This window comes from Pseudomonas fluorescens (assembly GCF_005938625.1).
In the GTDB taxonomy this organism is placed as follows: domain Bacteria; phylum Pseudomonadota; class Gammaproteobacteria; order Pseudomonadales; family Pseudomonadaceae; genus Aquipseudomonas; species Aquipseudomonas fluorescens_BD.
In genome coordinates this window covers 45,467-67,390 of record NZ_VCNJ01000047.1, presented here as the reverse complement: position 1 = coordinate 67,390, position 21,924 = coordinate 45,467, and the positions used below count along the sequence as shown (strand labels likewise).

Here is a 21,924-nt window from a genome sequence, read left to right as displayed (position 1 = left end):
GATGAATGTTTATACACGCCGAGAATAGGCTAGGTAAATTATCAACGCTGTTCTAGCATCGATTGCATGACTTAAACAACCTCTGCCCAAGAAGGTAATTGATCATGGATTTCGCTTATTCGCCCAAGGTGCAAGAACTGCGTGAGCGCGTGACCGCGTTCATGGACACTTACGTTTATCCGGCCGAGGCGGTGTTCGAACGCCAGGTTGCCGAAGGCGATCGCTGGCAGCCGACCGCGATCATGGAAGAGCTCAAAGCCAAGGCCAAAGCCGAAGGCCTGTGGAATCTGTTCCTGCCGGAATCGGAACTCGGCGCCGGTCTGACCAACCTTGAATACGCGCCGCTGGCGGAAATCATGGGCCGCTCGCTGCTCGGCCCGGAGCCGTTCAACTGCTCGGCGCCAGACACCGGCAACATGGAAGTGCTGGTGCGCTATGCCAACGAAGAACAGAAACAACGCTGGCTCGAACCACTGCTGCGCGGCGAGATCCGCTCGGCGTTCGCCATGACCGAACCCGACGTGGCTTCGTCTGACGCGACCAACATGGCCGCCCGCGCTGTGCGTGATGGTGACGAGTGGGTGATCAACGGCAAAAAATGGTGGACCTCCGGCGCTTGCGATCCGCGCTGCAAGATCCTGATCTTCATGGGTCTGAGCAATCCCGATGCACCGCGCCATGCGCAGCACTCGATGATCCTCGTGCCGGTCGACACCCCCGGGGTGAAAATCGTCCGTCCGTTGCCAGTATTCGGCTACGACGACGCGCCACACGGCCACGCCGAAGTGCTGTTCGACAACGTGCGTGTGCCGTACGAAAACGTCCTGCTCGGTGAAGGTCGTGGCTTCGAGATTGCTCAAGGTCGCCTTGGCCCAGGCCGCATTCACCACTGCATGCGCTCGATCGGCATGGCTGAACGCGCACTGGAATTGATGTGCAAACGCGCGGTGAGCCGCACTGCGTTCGGCAAACCGCTCGCGCGTCTGGGCGGTAACGTCGACAAGATTGCCGACTCGCGGATGGAGATCGACATGGCGCGCCTGCTGACGCTGAAAGCGGCGTACATGATGGACACCGTCGGTAACAAAGTGGCGAAAAGCGAAATCGCGCAGATCAAAGTGGTAGCGCCGAACGTCGCGCTGCGGGTGATCGACCGAGCGATCCAGATGCATGGCGGGGCCGGGGTGTCGAACGATTTCCCGCTGGCCTACATGTACGCCATGCAACGCACCTTGCGCCTTGCCGACGGCCCGGACGAAGTGCACCGCGCGGCGATCGGCAAGTTCGAGATCGGCAAGTATGTGCCGAAGGAGATGCTGCGTAGCGAGCGCTGATCCTGGACTGAGAGATCCTGATCGTTCCCACGCTCTGCGTGGGAATGCATCCCGTGACGCTCCGCGTCACAGTAGCCGCGGAGCGTCCATGGCGGCGTTACCACGCGGAGCGTGGGAACGATCTGGCGAATATCAATACACCCAAACCTCAACCCGCCGATTCTTGATTCGCCCCTCATCCGCATTGTTCGCCGCCACCGGCATCAACGCACCAAAGCCACGAACCTCACGCAACACCACGCCGTTCTTCACCAACTCCCGCCGCACCGCCATCGCCCGCAGCTTCGACAGCAGATCCGCCCGTGCCGGGTCATCCTTGGCATCACCAAACCCGACCAGTGTCACCGCACGCTCGCTTTTGTCATGCCTCTTTATATAGTCGATCACCCGCGCCAGATCCTGACGCGCCTTGTTGTCGAGGTTCGCGCTGCCTTCTTCAAAACGGAAATTCACTGTCAGACGCTGGGCGTGACGGCTGAGGGATTGATAACCCTCGGGCATCAGCGCATTCGGCGCGACGCTCATGGCGTGCACGGTCTGGCTGATAAAACCGTTGGCGGCGACAATCGCCTGACCCTGACGACTTTGCGCAAACGTCACCAAGGCCTGTGTCCAGGGATTTTTGCTGTTGGGTGGCAGATAGAAGAACAAGCGCCGCGACAGTGGATAGTCTTCTGTGGCGATCAGGCTGTTCTGCGGCAACATTGATTGCGACGCGCCATCGGCGATGGCCACGGCTTTGGCCTGACGCACGTAGGGCAAGCCGATGAAGCCGATGCCTTGCGGATCGCTGCTCACCGCGTCGGACAATTGCTCGCTGGACTCAAACCTTTTCGCCGCGCTGTTCAGACTTTTCCCACGCCGGCTAAGGACCAGTTCTTTAAACGTGTCGTAGGTGCCGGACTGATCATCCCGCGCATATAAATGAATCGCACCGCCGCGCCCACCGAGGTCTTCCCAGCTTTTCACTTCGCCGGCGAAGATCCGCGCCAGTTGCTCAGTGTCCAGTTGCTGCAGCGGATTATCGGGATGCAGGATGATCGCCAGGCCATCGATGGCGATGACTTGTTCGGCTGCGGGGCTTTTCAGATCGCCGAGCGATTGCAAAGTCTGCAACTCGCTGTCTTTGATCTCGCGGGAAGACGCAGCCAGATCGGCGCTGGCGTTTTTCAATGCGGCAAAACCGGTGCTGGAACCGTGGGCGGCGACTTCAACGATCACGCGTTTGCCTTGAGCAGTCTGTCCGACGATGCGCAGTTCGTTGGCGGTGTCCGGGGTTTCGCGGTGGATTTTCAGCAGGCCTTGTTCCTGCAGCAAACCTTCGACCAGAGCCGGGCCGAGTTCGGCGCCGATGGTGTTGGAGCCTTGAATGCGCAGCGCCGGGCCGTTTTCAGGAAGGGGCAGGGGGGCGGCAGAAACCGTCAGCCACGCACTCAAGAGAAACACGCACAGAACACGCAGGGTCATGCCGGCACCGAATCAAGCCAAGGGGATTGCCGGGGAGATTAAGTCAGGCGCATGACCAAAAGATGACAGCGATCCCCTGTAGGAGTGAGCCTGCTCGCGATAGCGGTGGATCAATCAACTTAGATATTGACTGATCCACCGCTATCGCGAGCAGGCTCACTCCTACAGGGATTGCGTAAGGCTTGGGATCAGCTGAGTTCAAGCCAGATCGGCGCATGATCGGAAGGTTTTTCCATCCCGCGCAGTTCATAGTCCACGCCCGCCGCCTTCACCCGCGGCAACAAACCATGGGACGCCAGAATCACATCAATGCGCAGGCCACGCTTCGGCTCATCCTCAAACCCACGGCTGCGGTAGTCGAACCAGCTGAACATGTCGGTCACGTCCGGGTTCAGGTGGCGATAGCTGTCGGTCAAACCCCAGTTTTTCAGGCGCGCCATCCACTCGCGCTCCTCCGGCAGGAAGCTGCACTTACCGGTTTTCAGCCAGCGCTTCATGTTGTCCGGGCCGATGCCAATGTCGCAGTCTTCCGGGGAAATATTCACATCGCCCATCACCACCACGGGCTGTTCATTGTGGAACTGGCTTTCCAGCAGTGCTTGCAGATCGCTGTAGAAACGCTGCTTGGCCGGGAATTTGGTTGGATGGTCGCGGCTTTCGCCCTGCGGGAAGTAGCCGTTCATGATCGTCACCGGCACGCCATTGGCGTCGGCGAAGGTGCCCCAGATAAAGCGGCGCTGGGCGTCTTCTTCATCGGTGGCGAAACCTTTGTGGATGGCGATGGGTTCCTGGCGCGAGAGCATCGCCACACCGTAATGGCCTTTCTGGCCGTGGAAGTACACGTGGTAGCCGAGGGCGCGGACTTCTTCCAGCGGGAACTGGTCGTCGTGAACCTTGGTTTCCTGCAGGCCGATCACGTCCGGCTGGTGTTTTTCGATCAGCGCTGCCAGCTGATGCGGACGGGCACGCAGTCCGTTGATGTTGAAGGAAACGATCTTCATGGTCGGCAGTCCTGGCAAAAGGGCGATGCTAGCTGACATGGGGGAGATGGGCCAGTGTGGGGTGGGAGAAATCATTTTGGGCTGTGGGATTTGTGTTGTCAGCAATGGCGCCATCGCGAGCAGGCTCACTCCTACAGGGGGAACGCATTCCAAATGTAGGCCTTCGCCTACTCGCGATAGCGTCCGCCCAGTCGATGAAGATCCCGACTTGGTCTATACCTGTGGGGAACCACGCCACCCGCAAAAGGTTCGTACCAACAAGAGCGCCGCCATTTGCACGCGCCCCGGGGAGAATCACCGTCATGCCTGAAACCCAGACCGCCATCGCCGACATTCATATGCTCGATCGCGGCTATTCCCGCGAAGCCCGCTCGCTGCTCTATCAGGCCTATCGCCACGAGCCGACTTTCGGTTACCTGTTCGAAGCCGAGCGTCCCGGCTACGAACAACGCGTGCGGGCAACGGTGCGTGAGCTGGTCAAGCAACACTTTCTGCAGGACCTGCCCGCGATCGGCCTGCTGGTCAACGATCGCCTGATCGGCATCGCTTTGATCGCGCCGCCGCAACGACGCCTGGGCATCACCGAAAGTTGGGCGTGGCGTTTGCGCATGGTGCTCAGCACCGGTTTTCGCTGCACCCGCCGCTATCTGGAATACCACGATGCCGTTTCCGCCTGCGTGCCGACTGATTCGGTGCACATGCTGCCGCTGCTGGGGATTCACCCACAATTCCAGGGCAAACACTTTGGCGAACAACTGCTGACCGCCGTACACAACTGGTGCGCGGTCGATGAAACTTCGCAAGGTGTTGTGCTCGACACCGGCAACCCGCGCTACCTGGAATTCTATAAAAGGCAGGGTTACCAAGAGATCGGCGAAGTTGCTGTCGGGCCGGTGCGCGAACACGTGTTTTTCCACGCCAATCCGCAGGTGTTACAAACTGCAACAGCATGACAATCGAACTTCTTGGGAAATTTCCTGTTCTATCACGCTCCCAAGCCCGTGATAGCATCCGCGCCTATGAAGTTTCCAGGAAGATTTACCAGTGGCGTGCTCATGCTGTTATCCAGCTGCGCGGCGCTGGCGCAAAGTGAATTGGACGTGCGGATCAAGCCGTCCAACGATGAACTTAAAGCCAATATAGAAGGCTATATCGGCAGCCTCGGCGATCGTGACGAAGAAGCCTTGCAGCGCTTCAGTCGCGGTGCCGAAGAGCAGGCGCGCAAAGCGGCTCAGGCGTTGGGCTACTACCAGCCGCAGATTGAAAGTGACGTCAAGGGCGGCGACAAGCCGCGCCTGGTGCTGAACATCGATCCCGGCGAGCCGATTCGCCTGCGCAACGTTACCATTCGTGTCGACGGCCCGGCTGCTTCCCTCAAATCCTTTCGTGTACCGAAAAGCGACGTGCTCAAGTCCGGCGCGGTGCTCAATCATGGGCGTTACGAAGACGCCAAACGACTTATTCAGAATCAGGCTTCACGCTTCGGCTTCTTCAGTGGCCATTTCACCAGTCAAAAACTCATGGTCGACCCGCGCGCGGGTGTGGCCGATGTCGAACTGATCTTCGAAAGCGGCCCGCGTTATGCGCTGGGCAAAGTCAAATTCGAAGGCGACACGCCGTTCGACGAAGACCTGCTGCAACGCATGGTGCCGTTCAAGGAAGGCGAGCCGTACGATTCCGAGCTGATCGCTGAACTCAATCGCGACCTGCAATCGAGCGGTTATTTCGAAGGCGTGCGCGTCGATGCCGCACCGACCACAGCGAAGAATGACGTGATCCCCGTGGACGTCAAACTCGACACGCGCAAGCCGCGCACTATGGGTCTGGGCCTGGGTTATTCGACCGACGTCGGCCCGCGCATCAAAGCCAACTGGACCCGCCACTGGGTCAACCCGCAAGGCGACAGTTATGGCTGGGAAGCCGAGCTGTCGGCGCCACGGCAAAACGTCGGGCTGTTCTATGACATCCCGCTCGACCCGCCACTGACCGACAAACTGCGCTGGGCCGGCGGCTATCAATTCGAAGACATCGACGGCTCCGACACGCTGAGCAAGCTGCTGACTTTTGGCCCGGAATGGCACAGCAAATTACCGAGCGGCTGGCAGCGAGTGATCTCGCTGAAATGGCAGCGCGAAGAATATGAGCTCGGCGACGATTCTGGCCTGAGTACCTTGCTGATGCCCGGCATCAGCTACTCGTACCTGAAAAGCGACAATCGCATCGACCCGCACAACGGCTATCGCCTGAGCTTCGAAAGCAAAGTGGCCAAGGAAGGCCTCGGCTCGGACAACAACCTTTTATATGGCACCGCGCTGGTCAAAGGCCTGACCACCGTGTTCGACAAGCACCGCTTCCTCGGTCGCGTGCAGGTCGGCGGCAGCGCCACCAACGGCTACAACTCGATTCCACCATCGCTGCGCTTCTTTGCCGGTGGCGATCAGAGCGTGCGCGGTTACGACTATCAGAGCCTGTCGCCGAAAAACTCCGACGGTGACCGGATCGGCGGGCGTTACATGGTCGCCGGCAGTGTCGAGTATCAATACTCGATCGCCGAAAAATGGCGCGTCGCGACTTTCGTCGATCAGGGCAACTCCTTCAACAAACTCGAACTGCCGAACCTCAAGACCGGGGTCGGTATTGGTGTGCGCTGGGTCTCGCCGGTGGGGCCGATCCGCCTCGATCTGGCCCACGCACTCGACGACGATGGCGGCATCCGGCTGCACTTTTCCATGGGGCCTGAGCTGTGAAGCGTGTTTTGAAAATTACGGCGCTGGCGTTGTTGGCGCTGGTGTTGTTGATTGTATTGAGTGTCACCGCCGTACTCGGCACGGCGGCCGGCAGCCGCTGGGTGCTGGGCCTCGTGCCGGGCCTCAGCGTCGAGAATTTCCGAGGTCGCCTCGGCGGGCAATGGAGCGCCGATCATCTGGTGTGGCAGCAGGACAGCAGCCGCGTCGAGCTGAACAAGGCAATCTTCGCCTGGTCACCGCTGTGCCTGACGCGCATGACCTTGTGCATCGAACAGCTCAAGGCTGACCAGGTCATTCTGCAATTCCCGCCGAGCGAAGAGACGACCGAGAGCGGCCCGATCAAACTGCCGGATCTGCAATTGCCGGTGGCCATCGAGCTGGGCGACGTGCAAGTCGGCAGCCTGCTGTTCAACGGCAGCGAACAGCTCAAGGGCCTGCAACTGGCAGCGCACTGGACTGCTCAGGGCATGCAGATTGAAAGCATCAAATTGCAGCGCGACGACCTCAGCCTGAACCTATCCGGCACCCTCGCGCCGACCGGTAACTGGCCGCTGAACATCGCCGGTGACCTGACATTGCCATCGCCGGGCAATGAACCGTGGACGCTGGCGCTGAAAGTCGATGGCGATCTGCTGAAAACCCTCAACCTGCACGCCGACAGCCGGGGTTACCTCGATGGTCAGTTGAGCGGCGAGTTGCAACCGCTGGTGGAAAACCTGCCAGCCAAGGTGCGCATCACTTCCGACGCGTTCAAACCGAGCGCCGACCTGCCGGACACCCTGCAACTCAATCAATTGCTGTTGACCGGTGAAGGCGACCTGAAAAACGGTTACCAGCTCAACGGCAACGCCACGCTGCCGGCCGATAAAGGCCCGGTGGCGCTGTTGCTCAAAGGTAAAGTCGACGCCAGCGGCGCGCAGATCGCCGGCCTCGACCTGACGGCCAATGACAAGCAAAGCCTGAAACTCACCGGCAGTATTGACTGGAGCAAAGGCCTCAGCGCCCAAGCCAATATCAACTGGCAGGATTTCCCGTGGCACCGGCTCTATAACGAAATCGACGAGCCACAAGTCGCCTTGCGTACGTTTACTGGCGAAGTCTCCTACACCGACGGCCAATACCTCGGCAACTTCGCCGCCGCACTGGATGGTCCGGCGGGCGCGTTTACCCTGAGCAGTCCGTTCAGCGGCAGTCTTAAACAGATCGCCTTGCCGCAACTGAAAATGCAAGCCGGGCAGGGCAAGGCTGAAGGTCATGTCAACGTTCAGTTCGCCGACGGCATTGCCTGGGACACGGCGCTGGATTTGTCGGCGCTGAATCCGGCGTACTGGGTCGCCGAGTTGCCGGGCACCCTCGCTGGGCCGCTGAAAAGCAAAGGCGAAATGAAAAACGAGCGCCTGAGCCTCACCGCCGACCTCGACCTCAAAGGCAAACTGCGCGGGCAACCGGCGATCCTCCAGGCCAAGGCTGACGGCGCTGGCGAGCAGTGGAATCTCAACGCCCTGCAAATCCGCCTCGGCGACAACAGCATCAACGGCAAGGGCAGCCTGCAACAGAAACTCACCGGGCAGATCGACATCAAGCTGTCGCGTCTGGCTCAGCTCTGGCCGCAACTGCGCGGGCAGGTCAACGGTCAGGTCAATGTGGCCGGTACGTTGAAGGCGCCGCAGGGCAAACTCGACCTGCAAGGTTCGCAACTGGTCTTCCAGGACAATCGTCTGCAAAGCCTCAACCTCGATGCCACCCTCGACAGTGCACAACGGGCGAAGATCGATCTGAAAGGCAGCGGCATTCAGGCTGGTGACACCAACCTGGGCGTGTTGACCGCCAGCGCTCAAGGCGACATCAAGAACCAGAAACTCAACCTCGACCTGATCGGGCCGAAGCTGAAACTCGCCCTTGGTCTGGATGGCAATCTGGACAAGGGTAACTGGCGCGGTCGATTGGCCAGCGGCGATATTCAAGCCGGTGGCCAGGACTGGAAACTGCAAAATCCGGCCAGACTCGAACGTCTCGCCGACGGCAAAATCAACTTCGGCGCGCATTGCTGGATGTCCGGCAATGCCAGCCTGTGCGGTGAAGACCAACGGCTGATGCCAGAGCCGAAACTGCGCTACCACCTCAAGCAGTTCCCGATCGAAAGCCTCGCGCAGTGGTTGCCGAAAGACTTTGCCTGGAAGGGCAAGCTCAACGCCGATCTGCAACTGGATCTGCCGGCCAGCGGCCCCAACGGCGTGGTCAGCATTGACGCCAGCGGCGGCACCCTGCGCATGAAGGAAAAGGATCAGTGGCTGGACTTCCCGTACCAGACGCTGAAACTCACCAGCAAACTCACGCCCAAGCGCGTCGACACCGAACTCAATTTCGTTGGCGGCAAACTCGGCGAGTTGCTGGTGCAAGCGCAGCTCAATCCACTGCCGAAAAACAAACCGCTAAGCGGCTCGTTCCGCCTCAGTGGGCTGGATCTGTCGGTGGCGCGGCCGTTTGTGCCGATGGTCGAAAAACTCACCGGGCGCCTGAATGGCAGCGGCACGATTTCCGGCGGACTGCTGGCGCCGCTGGTCAACGGCACCGTGCAACTCAGCGACGGCGAAGTGTCCGGCGCCGAGTTGCCGATGGAGCTGCAGAACCTGCAACTCACCGCCCTGATTGCCGGCGAATCGGTACGCCTCGACGGCGGCTGGAAAAGCGGCAAGAGCGGGCAGGGCAGCCTCAACGGTAACGTCGCATGGGGCCAGGCGTTGGTGGTCGATCTGGCGCTCAAAGGCACGCAGTTGCCGGTCACCGTCGAGCCCTATGCCAAGCTCGAAGTGGCGCCGGATCTGAAGATTTCCATGGCCGGCGACGAGCTGAAAATCGCTGGCAAAGTGCAAGTGCCCAAAGGTGAAATTACCGTGCGTGAATTGCCGCCATCAACGGTAAAAGTCTCCGATGACACGATCATCGTCGGCGCGCAGACCGAAGAGGGCAAACCACCGATGGCGATGAAAATGGACATCGACGTGGTGGTCGGCGAAGACAAACTGGCCTTCGCCGGTTTTGGCCTGACCGCCAATGTGCAAGGTCATGTGCACATCGGCGACAACATGGACACCCGTGGCGAGTTGTGGCTCAACGACGGCCGCTACAGTGCCTACGGCCAGCGCCTGCAAGTGCGGCGTGCACGTCTGTTGTTCGCCGGCCCCCTCGATCAGCCGTATCTGGACATCGAAGCGATTCGCCAGACCGACGACGTGATCGCCGGTATTCGCCTGAGCGGCAGCGCCGAGCAGCCGACCACACAAATCTTCTCGGAACCGGCGATGAGTCAGGAGCAGGCGCTTTCCTATCTGGTCCTCGGCCGACCGCTGAGCACCAACGGCGAAGACAACAACATGCTCGCGCAAGCGGCGTTGGGACTGGGCTTGATGGGCAGTTCGGGAGTCACCAGCAGTCTGGCCAAGGACCTGGGGATTCAGGACTTCCAGCTCGATACTGCAGGCAGCGGCGATGCCACCAGTGTGGTGGCCAGCGGCAATATTACCGAGAAGCTCAGTTTGCGTTATGGCGTGGGCGTGTTTGAACCGGCCAGCACCATTGCGCTGCGCTACAAGCTGAGCAAGAAGGTCTATGTCGAGGCGGCGAGTGGCGTCGCCAGTTCGCTGGATATCTTCTACAAGCGCGATTTCTGACGCGCGTTTCCCCTGGCCGGGTCGCATCGCTGCGATCCGGCTCTCGCTGAATGCATTAGACTCTGCGCTACTTGAATGCTGCGCGGTTGGCGGCTGCCCGAAAACAAAAGAGACGCCTATGGTTCGCTTGAGTATGGTCTTGCTCGGTCACGACTTCGTCCGCAAGCGTTGGTCCGCGCTGGCGCTGACGGGCATTGTCTGGGGCGCGGCCGGAGTGGGCATCTTCATTGATGCGCTGGACGGCGTTCTGTATTTTCCGCTGCATCTCTTCGGCTATCTGTTGTTGCTCGAAGCCCTGATCCTGCTGCTGGTGCCGGCACCGCAAGCCGGGACCGCTGCGGCCCTGCGCAGAGCGCGAGGGCTGGCTTTTCTCTTGCTGGGACTGCTGATCGTCGACCGGCAACATGCTGCCGGGCTGATTCTGGCGGTGCTGTTTGGCGGGGCTTTCATAATCGATGGAGTATTTCGGCTGGCCGCTGCGGTGGTGGTGCGCTTTGTTGGCTGGCAAGTGTCGTTGCTGGCGGGGTTGTTCGAAATCGGCTTCGGCGTGTTTATCCTTGAACCGTACCCGACGCTTTATAAGGGCACGGTGCCGTTTTGCATTGGCATGAGCCTCTTCCTCACCGGTTGCGCCTTGTTGCGGCAAGCCGTGCGCTTCAAAAACCAGCTGCCACTGACCAGTCCTGCTGCAGTGAGTGCGCCGGCCAGCAGCGACGCGATGGTGATTCACGTCTGGACTCCCAGTGGCACCGTGGATGACACCCTAGTGCGCAATCGCCTCCTCAACCGCTACATCGCGGCAGTCGACATCAACGGCGTCATCTCCGCCGGCCATGCGGCGCTGGAATGTGGCCCGGACATTTACATCAGCCATTACCCGCAGGACGACATTGATCGTTCGGCGGGGGATTTTGTGCGCTTGCTGCGGGCGACGCCGAACAACGATGTTGCCGGCAGGTTTCTGCCCGACTATGCCGGTGAGGTGGCGGACTGGTGCCCGTCTTCGGTGCAGGTCAGTTTTGCCCACTATGACGCCCGGCGCCTGCATGCGTTCTGGACGGAGTATCGGCAGAACAGCACTTACAACCTGACCAGTCGCAATTGTTCCAGTGCTGTTGCCCATAGTCTTGAAGCGGCGCTGGAAGGAGCGATGAACCGGGGTCATTCGAGCATGCTCGACTTCGCCCGAGTCATCATCAGCCCCGAGTTCTGGGTCGCCGCGCAAGTGCGCAAGCGCGCCGAGGTGATGGCCTGGACGCCCGGACTGGTGCTCGATTATGCGCGGGCATTGCACGCTGCCATCGAGCCGGCACCGGCGGGCTGGCACAGTATTTATGCGGTGAGCAAGCGGGCCTTTGGGTATGTGGCCACTGCCTTGCGGGGGCGTGAGGTGCATCCTGTGCAACCGCCACCCGTGCATCCTTCCGACGATTCCTGACCGACGTTACACCGAGTCGCGCCCTTCGCGAGCAAGCTCGCTCCCACAGGTTTTGTGTCGTTGCCAATATTGTTTGGCTGACGCATGGCCTTGTGGGAGCGAGCTTGCTCGCGAAGGCGTTAGCGCGCGCGACATAAAAACCCACTCCACTGGTCAACTAATTGCAAAGCAACCTAACTATTGCGTTGACATTCGCTGCCTAGGCAGTAACATCTCGACATACATTCACTGCCTAGGCAGTTATTAGGTGAGCAAATGAAGCATTTCACCCCGGACGAATTCAAACATTGCCATCTCGGCCTGTTGCTTGGCCGTGCTGCGCTGCTCAAGGACCGGATCATCGACACCCACATGGAACCCCACGGCATCACCGCCGCGCAGTTCAAGGTATTGATCATCATGGCCCAGTTCGGCGTCGATACCCCGGCCGAGCTGTGCCGGCATCTGTCGCTCGACAGCGGTTCGATGACACGCATGCTCGATCGTCTGGAGCAGAAAGGCTTCCTGGCTCGCCAGCGCAGCGAAGGCGATCGCCGCCAGGTGCAACTCAAGTTGACCGAGCAAGGCCAGCAACTGGCCGATCGTCTGCCGCATATCGGCGCCGACGCGATGAATGAACTGGCCGGCGCCGTCACTCCGGACGAGTTGAAGACCCTGGAATACATCCTCAAGAAAATTCTGCTGGCAGCCGGTGACCCGATCACCATCCAGCGGTTAGGTGAACACAATGAGCGGTAAAACCTTGCGCAGCAGCCTGACACTGGTGCTGTCGGCGATGATCCTCGCCGGTTGCGCCAACTACAGCGGCCTCGACACTCAAGGCAAAAGCCTTGATGCGAAAAGCCTCAATGCCAGCCAGTCCCTCAACGGCGTGACCCTGTCGCCAGCCGCGTGGCCGAAAAGCGACTGGTGGACCAGCCTCGGCGATCCGCAACTCGATGGCCTGATCCGCGAAGCCCTGCACGACAGCCCGGACATGCAAATCGCCGAAGCGCGCGCCCATCAGGCCAGCGCCGCCGCGTATGCCGCCGACGCCGCCCGTTATCCGACCCTCGACGCCAGCGCCGGCATCAGCCGTTCGCGTCTGGCCAAGGATCAGGACCCGTTGGGGCAGGGCGATGCCTACGCCACCGTGCGTAACGTCAGCGCCGGTTTCAATTACAACTTCGACTTGTGGGGCGGTCAGCGTGATGCCTGGGAAGCTGCGCTCGGTCAGGCCCGCGCCGCTGAAGTCGACCGTCAGGCCGCGCAGTTGACGCTGGCCGCCGACGTCGCCCGTGCCTACAGCGATCTCGGTCAAGCGCACATCGTTTATGACCTGGCCAACGACGATCTCAAACGCACCAGGCAGATGCTCGACTTGAGCCAGCGTCGCCTCAGCTCCGGGATCGACAGCCAGTACCAGTTCCAGCAAACGCAAAGTCTGGAAGCCAGTTCCGAAGCCAGCCTGATCGATGCGGAAAAACGCCTGAACAGCGCCAAAATCGCCCTGGCCGTGCTGCTCGGCAAAGGCCCGGATCGCGGCAACGAAATCGCCCGACCGAAAGTCCTGCAAGCCAGCGCTGTCGCCATGCCGTCGGTATTGCCGGCCGAACTGCTCGGTCGTCGCCCGGATCTGGTTGCTGCGCGCTGGCGCGTCGAAGCGGCGAGCAAAGACATCGACTCGGCGAAAACCAAGTTCTATCCCAACTTGAACCTCACGGCCTCGGCCGGTGCCGAATCCTTGTTGGGTGACGCGATGTTCGGCTCGGCCAGTCGCTTCTTCAACATTGCCCCGACCATTTCGGTGCCGATCTTCGACGGCGGACGCCTGCGCGCCAACCTCGATGCTCGCGACGCCGATTACGACCTGGCGGTGGCGCAGTACAACAAAAGTCTGGTGAAAGCACTGGGCGATGTCAGCGACACGATCAACCAGTTGCGTGACATCGGTCGGCAGATCGGTGCGCAGCAACACGCCACCGACATTGCTCAGGATTCTTACAACACCGTCGTCCAGCGTTACGGTTCCGGCATCGGCAACTACCTGGACGTGCTCAGCATCGAGCAGCAATTGCTGCAGGCCCAGCGTCAGTTGGCCAACCTCAATGCAGAGCAGATCGACCTGTCGATTCAACTGATGCAAGCGCTGGGCGGCGGCTTCCAGGGTGACACCCTGACCGCAGCCAACGCCAGCCCAGCCACGCCGCACAACTAATTCAAGGTAATTGTCATGGCCACTGCCGAAAACACCCAAGCTCAAGGCAACACTCCGGACACCGGCAACCCGCGCAAGCGCAAAGTCATGCTGTTGGTGCTGGCCGTTGTGGTTGCACTCGCCTGCGCCGGCGTCTGGGCGTATCACGAATTCATCGGGCGCTTTAACGAAAGCACCGACGACGCCTACGTCAACGGCAACGTCGTGGAAATCACCCCGCTGGTCACCGGCACCGTGGTCAGCATCGGTGCTGACGATGGTGATCTGGTTCACGAAGGCCAGGTTCTGATCAATTTCGACCCCAACGACGCCGAAGTCGGCCTGCAAAGTGCGCAAGCGAAACTGGCGCGCACCGTGCGTCAGGTTCGCGGCTTGTACAGCAACGTCGACGGCATGAAAGCCCAGGTCAACGCGCAACAGGCCGAAGTGCAGAAAGCCCAGGACAACTATAACCGCCGGAAAAACCTCGCGCAGGGCGGGGCGATTTCCCAGGAAGAATTGTCCCACGCTCGCGACGACCTGACCTCGGCGCAAAACGCCCTGGCCAACGCCAAGCAGCAATTGAAAACCACCAGCGCACTGGTTGATGACACTGTGGTGTCGTCGCACCCGGACGTGATGTCGGCCGCTGCCGATCTGCGTCAGGCGTACCTGACCAATGCCCGCAGCACCTTGATCGCGCCGGTCACCGGTTACGTCGCCAAGCGCACCGTGCAACTCGGTCAGCGTGTGCAGCCGGGCACCGCGTTGATGGCGGTGATTCCGCTGGATCAACTGTGGATCGACGCCAACTTCAAAGAAACCCAATTGCGTGACATGCGTATCGGTCAGCCGGTCGATATCGAATCCGACATCTACGGCAGCGACGTGAAATACAGCGGCACCGTCGACAGCCTCGGCGCCGGTACGGGCAGCGCGTTTGCCTTGTTGCCGGCGCAGAACGCCACCGGTAACTGGATCAAGATTGTTCAGCGTGTGCCGGTGCGGATTCACATCAACGCTGAAGAACTGGCCAAGCATCCGCTGCGCGTCGGTCTGTCGACCAACGTTGAAGTGAACCTGCACGACCAGAGCGGCCCGGTATTGGCACAGCAGCCTCCACAAAAGGCTTCGTTCAGCACCAACGTCTACGACCGCCAACTGGCCGAAGCCGACGCGATGATTGCGCAGCTGATCCACGACAACAGCGCTGCGGTGAGCAAAACCGCGCAACGCTGATCCCGACTCTGATCCTGTGGGAGCGAGCTTGCTCGCGAAAGCGGTGTGTCATTCAGCATTGGTTTGTCTGACAGGCCGCCTTCGCGAGCAAGCTCGCTCCCACAGGGGCATGGCGTCAATCTGGTTTCATAGGATTCACAATGAGCAATAACGCCTCTTTCACGCCGCCCAGCCTGTTGCTCAGCACCATCGGCCTGTCGCTGGCGACGTTCATGCAAGTGCTCGACACCACCATCGCCAACGTGGCGCTGCCGACGATTTCCGGCAACCTCGGGGTGAGCTCGGAGCAGGGCACCTGGGTGATCACTTCGTTCGCCGTGAGCAACGCGATTGCGCTGCCGCTGACCGGTTGGCTCAGCCGCCGCTTCGGTGAGGTGAAGCTGTTTTTGTGGGCCACCATTCTGTTTGTGCTGGCCTCGTTTCTCTGCGGTATCTCGACGTCTATGCCGGAACTGATCGGCTTCCGCGTCCTGCAAGGTCTGGTCGCCGGGCCGCTGTATCCGATGACGCAAACCCTGTTGATCGCAGTCTATCCGCCCGCCAGGCGCGGCATGGCCCTGGCGTTGTTGGCGATGGTCACGGTGGTCGCGCCGATTGCAGGTCCCATTCTCGGTGGCTGGATTACCGACAGTTACAGCTGGCCGTGGATTTTCTTCATCAACGTGCCGATTGGCATCTTTGCGGTGATGGTGGTGCGTTCGCAACTGGCCAAACGTCCGGTGGAAACCAGCCGTCAGCCGATGGATTACGTCGGTCTGATCACGCTGATCATTGGCGTCGGCGCTTTGCAGGTGATTCTCGACAAGGGCAATGATCTGGATTGGTTCGAGTCGAACTTCATCATCATTGGTGCGGCGATTTCGGTGATTGCGCTGGCGGTGTTTGTTATCTGGGAAATGACCGACCAGCACCCGGTGGTTAACCTGCGGCTGTTCGCGTACCGCAACTTTCGCATCGGCACGCTAGTGTTGGTGCTGGGTTACGCCGGGTTCTTCGGCATCAACTTGATCCTGCCGCAGTGGTTGCAGACGCAAATGGGCTACACCGCCACCTGGGCCGGTCTGGCCGTGGCGCCGATCGGCATTCTGCCGGTGCTGCTGTCGCCGTTTGTCGGCAAGTACGCGAACAAGTTCGACCTGCGTTTGCTGGCCGGGCTGGCGTTTCTGGCGATTGGCTTGAGTTGCTTCATGCGCGCTGGTTTCACCAATGAAGTCGACTTCCAGCACATCGCGCTGGTGCAGCTGTTCATGGGTATTGGTGTGGCGCTGTTCTTCATGCCGACCTTGAGCATTTTGATGTCGGACTTGCCGCCGAGCCAGATTGCCGATGGTGCCGGTCTTGCGACTTTTCTGCGGACGTTGGGCGGTAGCTTTGCGGCGTCGCTGACTACGTGGATCTGGATTCGCCGGGCCGATCAGCATCATGCGTATATGAGTGAAAGCATCAGCACCTTTGAGCCGGCGACCCGGGAGACCTTGAATCATTTGGGTGGGGCGAGCCAATCGGCTTATGCGCAGATGGATCAGATTTTGACGAGTCAGGCGTACATGCTCTCTACCGTGGATTACTTCACGCTGCTGGGCTGGGGCTTTATGGGGTTGATACTGATTGTGTGGCTGGCGAAACCGCCGTTTGCTGCCAAGGCAGGGCCGGCTGCTTCTGGGCATTAAGGTCAAAAGCCCCTCACCCTAACCCTCTCCCAGAGGGAGAGGGGACTGACCGTGGTGGATGTTCGAGGTACACCGACTTGCAATACCGAGCCGAACTCAGGTTTTGAAAAGCATAGAGATCGGCTCCCTTTGCCCTTCGCCCCGTTGGGGAGAGGGGACTGTCTGACTTCAGTCGAACTCAGGTTTGAAAAGCACAGAGATCGGCTCCCTTTCCCCCTCGCCCCCCTGGGGGAGAGGGCTGGGGTGAGGGGGTAGCGATCTTCAGCCGTGCGGCAAAGCCAGTGGCGGGGCGAAGTCGAACGGTGCCAAGGCATACCCGCTCTCATCTACCTGCAACGCCCAACCTTGCCGATCCCAATCCCCCAGCACAATCCGCTTCGCCGCCTGCTCACCGAGCTGCAACTTGTGGATCGCCGGGCGGTGGGTATGTCCGTGAATCAGGGTTTTCACCCCGTATTCCTGCATGATCCGCGGAATCTCTTCCGGCGTGACATCGACAATGTCGTTGGCCTTCATCCGCGTCTGTGCCTTGCTCTCACTGCGCAGTTTGCGCGCCAGCTTATGGCGGCTGCTCAGTGGCAAGTTGCGCAGGATAAACAGGGTGATCGGGTTACGCAGATAACGCCGCAGCTTCATATAGCCGGCGTCGCGGGTGCAGAGACTGTCGCCGTGCATCAATAGCACTGGCTCGCCGTAAAACTGCACGACACTCGGGTCCTTCAACAACGTACAGCCAGCCTGCTTGCAGAAGGCCTTGCCGAGCATGAAGTCGCGATTGCCGTGCATCAGAAAAATCACCGTGCCGCTGTCGCTCAATTCGCGCAGGGCCTGGCAGATGGAACGCTGGAAGGGCGTCATGGCGTCGTCGCCAATCCACGCTTCGAAGAAGTCGCCGAGAATGTACAGCGCACTCGCCGAGCGGGCGCGTCCGGCGAGCAAATCCAGAAACGCCCGGGTAATGTCCGGGCGCTCCTCTTCCAGATGCAAGTCTGAAATCAGCAATATCACGCTTCGATGATCTCGGCTTTCTCGATGATCACGTCGTCTGCTGGTACGTCCTGGTGGCCGGCCTTGGAGGTGGTGGCAACGCCTTCGATCTTGTCGACAACTTCGGTGCCTGCAACGACTTTACCGAACACCGCATAACCCCAGCCTTGAGCGGTCTTGGCGGTGTGGTTAAGGAAGCTGTTGTTGGTGGCGTTGATGAAGAACTGCGCCGATGCCGAATGCGGGTCCATGGTGCGAGCCATGGCCAGGGTGTACTTCTCGTTCTTCAGGCCGTTATCAGCTTCGTTCTGGATGCTGGCGCGCTTGTCTTTCTTTTCCTGCATGCCAGGCTGGAAACCGCCGCCCTGGATCATGAAGCCCTTGATCACACGGTGGAAAACCACGTTCTCGTAATGACCGGCCTTAACATATTCGAGAAAGTTGGCAACGGTGATTGGCGCTTTTTCCGCGTCCAGTTCGATGACGATGTCGCCGAAGTTGGTGGTCAATTTAACTTGAGTCATGATCGCTACTCTTTATAAGGAATTCGTGGGCAATGGGAGATTTCGGCCCGTTACCGGTTCAGCCCGTGGGCCAAGGTGCGCAGTTTAGCGTGACAGGCGCGAATTTCGAGGCAGTTTTTCCAAATCCCTGCGATTAAATGCGCTCCTTTATAGGCCGTGCTCTGTCAGCCCCTTGACAGCATCGGCTATGATAGCGGCTTTGTTTTGTCTGGCCCCCTCTGCGGCCGCGCACATGTACGTCAAGGATCCTATGAGCAAGCCCACTGTCGACCCTACCTCGAATGCCAAGTCCGGCCCTGCCGTGCCGGTCAATTTCCTGCGGCCGATCATCCAGGCAGACCTGGACTCGGGCAAGCACACCCAGATCGTCACCCGTTTCCCGCCGGAACCCAACGGCTACCTGCACATCGGCCACGCCAAGTCGATCTGCGTGAACTTCGGCCTGGCCCAGGAGTTCGGCGGCGTCACGCACCTGCGTTTCGACGACACCAACCCGGCCAAGGAAGATCAGGAATACATCGACGCGATCGAAAGCGACGTCAAATGGCTGGGTTTCGAATGGTCCGGTGAAGTGCGCTACGCCTCGCAGTATTTTGACCAGTTGCACGACTGGGCCGTCGAGCTGATCAAGGCCGGCAAAGCCTACGTCGACGACCTGACTCCGGAGCAGGCCAAGGAATACCGTGGCAGCCTGACCGAGCCGGGCAAGAACAGCCCGTTCCGCGATCGTTCGGTAGAAGAGAACCTCGACTGGTTTGCGCGCATGCGTGCCGGTGAGTTCGCGGACGGCGCCCGCGTGCTGCGTGCGAAGATCGACATGGCCTCGCCGAACATGAACCTGCGTGACCCGATCATGTATCGCATCCGTCACGCGCATCACCACCAGACCGGTGACAAGTGGTGCATTTACCCGAACTACGACTTTACCCACGGTCAGTCGGACGCCATCGAAGGCATCACCCACTCGATCTGCACCCTGGAATTCGAAAGCCATCGTCCGCTGTACGAGTGGTTCCTCGACGCATTGCCAGTGCCGGCGCACCCGCGTCAGTACGAATTCAGCCGTCTGAACCTCAACTACACCATCACCAGCAAGCGCAAGCTCAAGCAACTGGTCGATGAAAAGCACGTGCATGGCTGGGACGATCCGCGCATGTCCACGCTGTCCGGCTTCCGCCGCCGTGGCTACACGCCAAAATCGATCCGCAACTTCTGCGAAATGGTCGGCACCAACCGTTCCGACGGCGTGGTTGACTTCGGCATGCTCGAATTCAGCATCCGTGATGATCTCGACCACACCGCGCCGCGCGCCATGTGCGTGCTGCGTCCGCTGAAAGTCGTCATCACCAACTACCCGGAAGGTCAGGTCGAAAACCTCGAACTGCCGCGCCACCCGAAAGAAGACATGGGCGTGCGCGCACTGCCATTCGCCCGGGAAATCTACATCGACCGTGACGACTTCATGGAAGAGCCGCCAAAAGGCTACAAGCGCCTGGAACCGGCCGGTGAAGTGCGTCTGCGCGGCAGCTACGTGATCCGTGCCGACGAAGCGATCAAGGACGCCGACGGCAACATCGTCGAACTGCGTTGCTCGTACGACCCGGAAACCCTCGGCAAGAACCCGGAAGGCCGCAAGGTCAAAGGCGTGATCCACTGGGTGCCGGCCGGCGCCAGCGTCGAGTGCGAAGTGCGTCTGTACGATCGTCTGTTCCGTTCGGCCAACCCTGAGAAGGCCGAAGACAGCGCGAGTTTCCTCGACAACATCAACCCTGATTCACTGCAGGTACTCACCGGTTGTCGTGCGGAGCCATCGCTTGGCAATGCACAGCCGGAAGACCGTTTCCAGTTCGAGCGCGAAGGCTACTTCGTCGCTGATTTGAAGGACTCGAAACCAGGTCAGCCGGTATTCAACCGTACCGTGACCCTGCGTGATTCGTGGGGCCAGTGATTCAAGGGATTTAACGTGCTAACGATCTACAACACGCTCACCAAGAGCAAAGAAGTCTTCAAGCCGCTGGATGGCAACAAGGTGCGCATGTACGTCTGCGGAATGACCGTGTACGACTACTGCCACCTTGGCCACGGCCGCAGCATGGTCGCGTTCGACCTGGTGACCCGCTGGCTGCGGTTCAGCGGTTACGACCTGACCTACGTGCGCAACATCACCGACATCGACGACAAGATCATCAACCGCGCCAACGAGAACGGTGAATCGTTCGAAGCGTTGACCGAGCGCATGATCGCCGCGATGCACGAAGACGAAGCGCGCCTGAACATCAAGAAGCCGGACATGGAACCGCGCGCCACGGATCACATTCCGGGCATGCACGCGATGATCCAGACCTTGATCGACAAGGGTTACGCCTACGCCCCGGGCAATGGCGACGTGTACTACCGCGTCGCCAAGTTCATGGGCTACGGCAAACTGTCGCGCAAGAAAATCGAAGACCTGCGCATTGGCGCGCGCATCGAAGTCGACGAGTCGAAACAGGATCCGCTGGACTTCGTACTGTGGAAAGCCGCCAAACCGGGCGAGCCAAGCTGGGAATCGCCGTGGGGCGCCGGGCGTCCGGGCTGGCACATCGAGTGCTCGGTGATGTCCACCTGCTGCCTCGGCGAGACCTTCGACATTCATGGCGGCGGCAGCGACCTCGAGTTCCCGCACCACGAAAACGAAATCGCCCAGAGCGAAGCGGCCACCGGCAAGACCTACGCCAACGCGTGGATGCATTGCGGCATGATTCGCATCAATGGCGAGAAGATGTCCAAGTCGTTGAACAACTTCTTCACCATTCGCGACGTGCTGGAAAAGTACCACCCGGAAGTCGTGCGTTACCTGCTGGTGTCGAGCCACTACCGCAGCGCGATCAACTACTCGGAAGACAACCTCAAGGACGCCAAAGGCGCACTCGAGCGCTTCTACCACGCGTTGAAAGGCCTGCCGAACGTCGCACCTGCCGGGGGCGAAGCGTTTGTTGAGCGCTTTACTACCGTGATGAACGACGACTTCGGCACGCCGGAAGCCTGCGCGGTGCTGTTCGAGATGGTGCGTGAGATCAACCGTCTGCGTGAGAGCGATCTCGACGCAGCGGCGGGTCTGGCGGCGCGTCTGAAAGAACTGGCGAGCGTGCTGGGTGTGTTGCAGCTGGAGGCAGATGACTTCTTGCAGGCGGGCGCTGAAGGGCGTGTCGATGCGGCTGAGGTTGATGCGTTGATTGCGGCGCGTCTGGCGGCTCGGGCCGGGAAGGATTGGGCTGAGTCGGATCGGATTCGTGATCAGCTCACTGCGATGGGCGTTGTGTTGGAAGACGGCAAGGGTGGGACTACCTGGCGTTTGGCTGACTGATTGCCGCGTTTAGCTTCAAAACAAAACCCGCCTTGTGCGGGTTTTTGTTTGGGCGCAAGAAAAGCCCCTCACCCTAGCCCTCTCCCAGGGGGAGAGGGGACCGAATGGGGGATGCTCAGGAAATACGCCGACCTGAACGTGCTGCACCGAATCCATAATCGACTGGTTATTTCAGGTCGATATACGCGGACCTGGCTGGCCTGCTCTGAATCCATAATCGACTCCTTTTTTCAGGTAGATGGATGACTCGAGACACCTCGGTCAGCTCCCTCTCCCTCCGGGAGAGGGCTGGGGTGAGGGTTGCTTTTGACGTTCGCGTAGGTC

General features: G+C 60.1%; 15 protein-coding genes. 11 read left to right on the top strand and 4 right to left on the bottom strand.

Features of this window, described 5'->3' with window-relative positions:
* The first annotated feature begins 104 nt into the window (after positions 1–104).
* The gene (locus tag FGA82_RS25015) at positions 105–1,334 is read left to right on the top strand and encodes an acyl-CoA dehydrogenase (RefSeq protein ID WP_134178261.1); all 1,230 of its coding nucleotides are present in this window, start codon (positions 105–107) and stop codon (positions 1,332–1,334) included.
* A gap of 132 nt (positions 1,335–1,466) precedes the next feature.
* Here FGA82_RS25015 and FGA82_RS25010 read toward each other — a convergent pair whose 3' ends face one another.
* Together FGA82_RS25010 and xthA are read right to left on the bottom strand one after the other, a co-directional pair.
* Positions 1,467–2,801, bottom strand: coding sequence for a substrate-binding domain-containing protein (locus FGA82_RS25010; protein WP_141129141.1), 1,335 nt, complete (start codon positions 2,799–2,801; stop codon positions 1,467–1,469).
* 188 nt (positions 2,802–2,989) lie between these two features.
* A complete protein-coding gene (gene xthA, locus FGA82_RS25005) occupies positions 2,990–3,802 on the bottom strand; it encodes an exodeoxyribonuclease III (protein ID WP_141129140.1) in 813 nt (270 codons plus the stop codon).
* 302 nt (positions 3,803–4,104) lie between these two features.
* Here xthA and FGA82_RS25000 point away from each other — a divergent pair, with 302 nt between their 5' ends.
* From FGA82_RS25000 to FGA82_RS24965, 8 genes are all read left to right on the top strand, one after another.
* Positions 4,105–4,755, top strand: a complete 651-nt coding sequence (locus tag FGA82_RS25000; RefSeq protein WP_141129139.1) for a GNAT family N-acetyltransferase — start codon at positions 4,105–4,107, stop codon at positions 4,753–4,755.
* 66 nt (positions 4,756–4,821) lie between these two features.
* Positions 4,822–6,549 (top strand): autotransporter assembly complex protein TamA, encoded by a 1,728-nt coding sequence (locus tag FGA82_RS24995; protein WP_141129138.1) that lies wholly within the window; start codon positions 4,822–4,824, stop codon positions 6,547–6,549.
* A complete protein-coding gene (locus FGA82_RS24990) occupies positions 6,546–10,220 on the top strand; it encodes a translocation/assembly module TamB domain-containing protein (RefSeq protein ID WP_141129137.1) in 3,675 nt (1,224 codons plus the stop codon). The genes FGA82_RS24995 and FGA82_RS24990 overlap by 4 nt, the downstream gene beginning before the upstream one ends.
* Before the next feature lie 118 nt (positions 10,221–10,338).
* Positions 10,339–11,658 carry a DUF308 domain-containing protein gene (locus tag FGA82_RS24985; protein ID WP_141129136.1) on the top strand — a complete coding sequence of 440 codons (1,320 nt, stop codon included), beginning with the start codon at positions 10,339–10,341 and terminating at the stop codon, positions 11,656–11,658.
* Positions 11,659–11,913: 255 nt separating this feature from the next.
* A complete protein-coding gene (locus tag FGA82_RS24980) occupies positions 11,914–12,396 on the top strand; it encodes a MarR family winged helix-turn-helix transcriptional regulator (RefSeq protein ID WP_077573642.1) in 483 nt (160 codons plus the stop codon).
* Positions 12,386–13,855, top strand: coding sequence for an efflux transporter outer membrane subunit (locus FGA82_RS24975; protein ID WP_141129135.1), 1,470 nt, complete (start codon positions 12,386–12,388; stop codon positions 13,853–13,855). The genes FGA82_RS24980 and FGA82_RS24975 overlap by 11 nt, the downstream gene beginning before the upstream one ends.
* 15 nt (positions 13,856–13,870) lie before the next feature.
* A complete protein-coding gene (locus FGA82_RS24970) occupies positions 13,871–15,073 on the top strand; it encodes an efflux RND transporter periplasmic adaptor subunit (RefSeq protein ID WP_008082123.1) in 1,203 nt (400 codons plus the stop codon).
* Between the two features lie 140 nt (positions 15,074–15,213).
* Positions 15,214–16,743 carry a DHA2 family efflux MFS transporter permease subunit gene (locus FGA82_RS24965; RefSeq protein WP_016986555.1) on the top strand — a complete coding sequence of 510 codons (1,530 nt, stop codon included), beginning with the start codon at positions 15,214–15,216 and terminating at the stop codon, positions 16,741–16,743.
* 261 nt (positions 16,744–17,004) lie between these two features.
* Here the strand turns inward: FGA82_RS24965 and lpxH are convergent, their stop codons facing one another.
* Positions 17,005–17,751, bottom strand: a complete 747-nt coding sequence (gene lpxH, locus FGA82_RS24960; protein ID WP_141129134.1) for a UDP-2,3-diacylglucosamine diphosphatase — start codon at positions 17,749–17,751, stop codon at positions 17,005–17,007.
* On the bottom strand, positions 17,748–18,254 hold the full coding sequence (locus FGA82_RS24955) for a peptidylprolyl isomerase (protein ID WP_141129133.1): 507 nt from the start codon (positions 18,252–18,254) through the stop codon (positions 17,748–17,750). Before FGA82_RS24955 ends, lpxH begins: the two co-directional genes overlap by 4 nt.
* Positions 18,255–18,504: 250 nt before the next feature.
* Between FGA82_RS24955 and FGA82_RS24950 the strand changes: the two genes are divergently transcribed.
* Both FGA82_RS24950 and cysS read left to right on the top strand, forming a co-directional pair.
* Positions 18,505–20,202 (top strand): glutamine--tRNA ligase/YqeY domain fusion protein, encoded by a 1,698-nt coding sequence (locus tag FGA82_RS24950; RefSeq protein WP_141129132.1) that lies wholly within the window; start codon positions 18,505–18,507, stop codon positions 20,200–20,202.
* Between the two features lie 15 nt (positions 20,203–20,217).
* Positions 20,218–21,600, top strand: a complete 1,383-nt coding sequence (cysS, locus tag FGA82_RS24945) for a cysteine--tRNA ligase (RefSeq protein ID WP_077573639.1) — start codon at positions 20,218–20,220, stop codon at positions 21,598–21,600.
* The last annotated feature ends 324 nt before the right edge of the window (positions 21,601–21,924 follow it).

Bases quoted from the DNA above. Each gene is read 5' to 3' on its own strand.
- FGA82_RS24975 (WP_141129135.1), top strand. From the start codon at position 12,386: ATGAGCGGTAAAACCTTGCGCAGCAGCCTGACACTGGTGCTGTCGGCG.
- FGA82_RS25010 (WP_141129141.1), bottom strand. From the start codon at position 2,801: ATGACCCTGCGTGTTCTGTGCGTGTTTCTCTTGAGTGCGTGGCTGACG.
- FGA82_RS24985 (WP_141129136.1), top strand. From the start codon at position 10,339: ATGGTTCGCTTGAGTATGGTCTTGCTCGGTCACGACTTCGTCCGCAAG.
- FGA82_RS25015 (WP_134178261.1), top strand. From the start codon at position 105: ATGGATTTCGCTTATTCGCCCAAGGTGCAAGAACTGCGTGAGCGCGTG.
- FGA82_RS25000 (WP_141129139.1), top strand. From the start codon at position 4,105: ATGCCTGAAACCCAGACCGCCATCGCCGACATTCATATGCTCGATCGC.
- FGA82_RS24980 (WP_077573642.1), top strand. From the start codon at position 11,914: ATGAAGCATTTCACCCCGGACGAATTCAAACATTGCCATCTCGGCCTG.
- FGA82_RS24955 (WP_141129133.1), bottom strand. From the start codon at position 18,254: ATGACTCAAGTTAAATTGACCACCAACTTCGGCGACATCGTCATCGAA.
- FGA82_RS24950 (WP_141129132.1), top strand. From the start codon at position 18,505: ATGAGCAAGCCCACTGTCGACCCTACCTCGAATGCCAAGTCCGGCCCT.
- FGA82_RS24970 (WP_008082123.1), top strand. From the start codon at position 13,871: ATGGCCACTGCCGAAAACACCCAAGCTCAAGGCAACACTCCGGACACC.
- xthA (WP_141129140.1), bottom strand. From the start codon at position 3,802: ATGAAGATCGTTTCCTTCAACATCAACGGACTGCGTGCCCGTCCGCAT.
- FGA82_RS24995 (WP_141129138.1), top strand. From the start codon at position 4,822: ATGAAGTTTCCAGGAAGATTTACCAGTGGCGTGCTCATGCTGTTATCC.
- FGA82_RS24965 (WP_016986555.1), top strand. From the start codon at position 15,214: ATGAGCAATAACGCCTCTTTCACGCCGCCCAGCCTGTTGCTCAGCACC.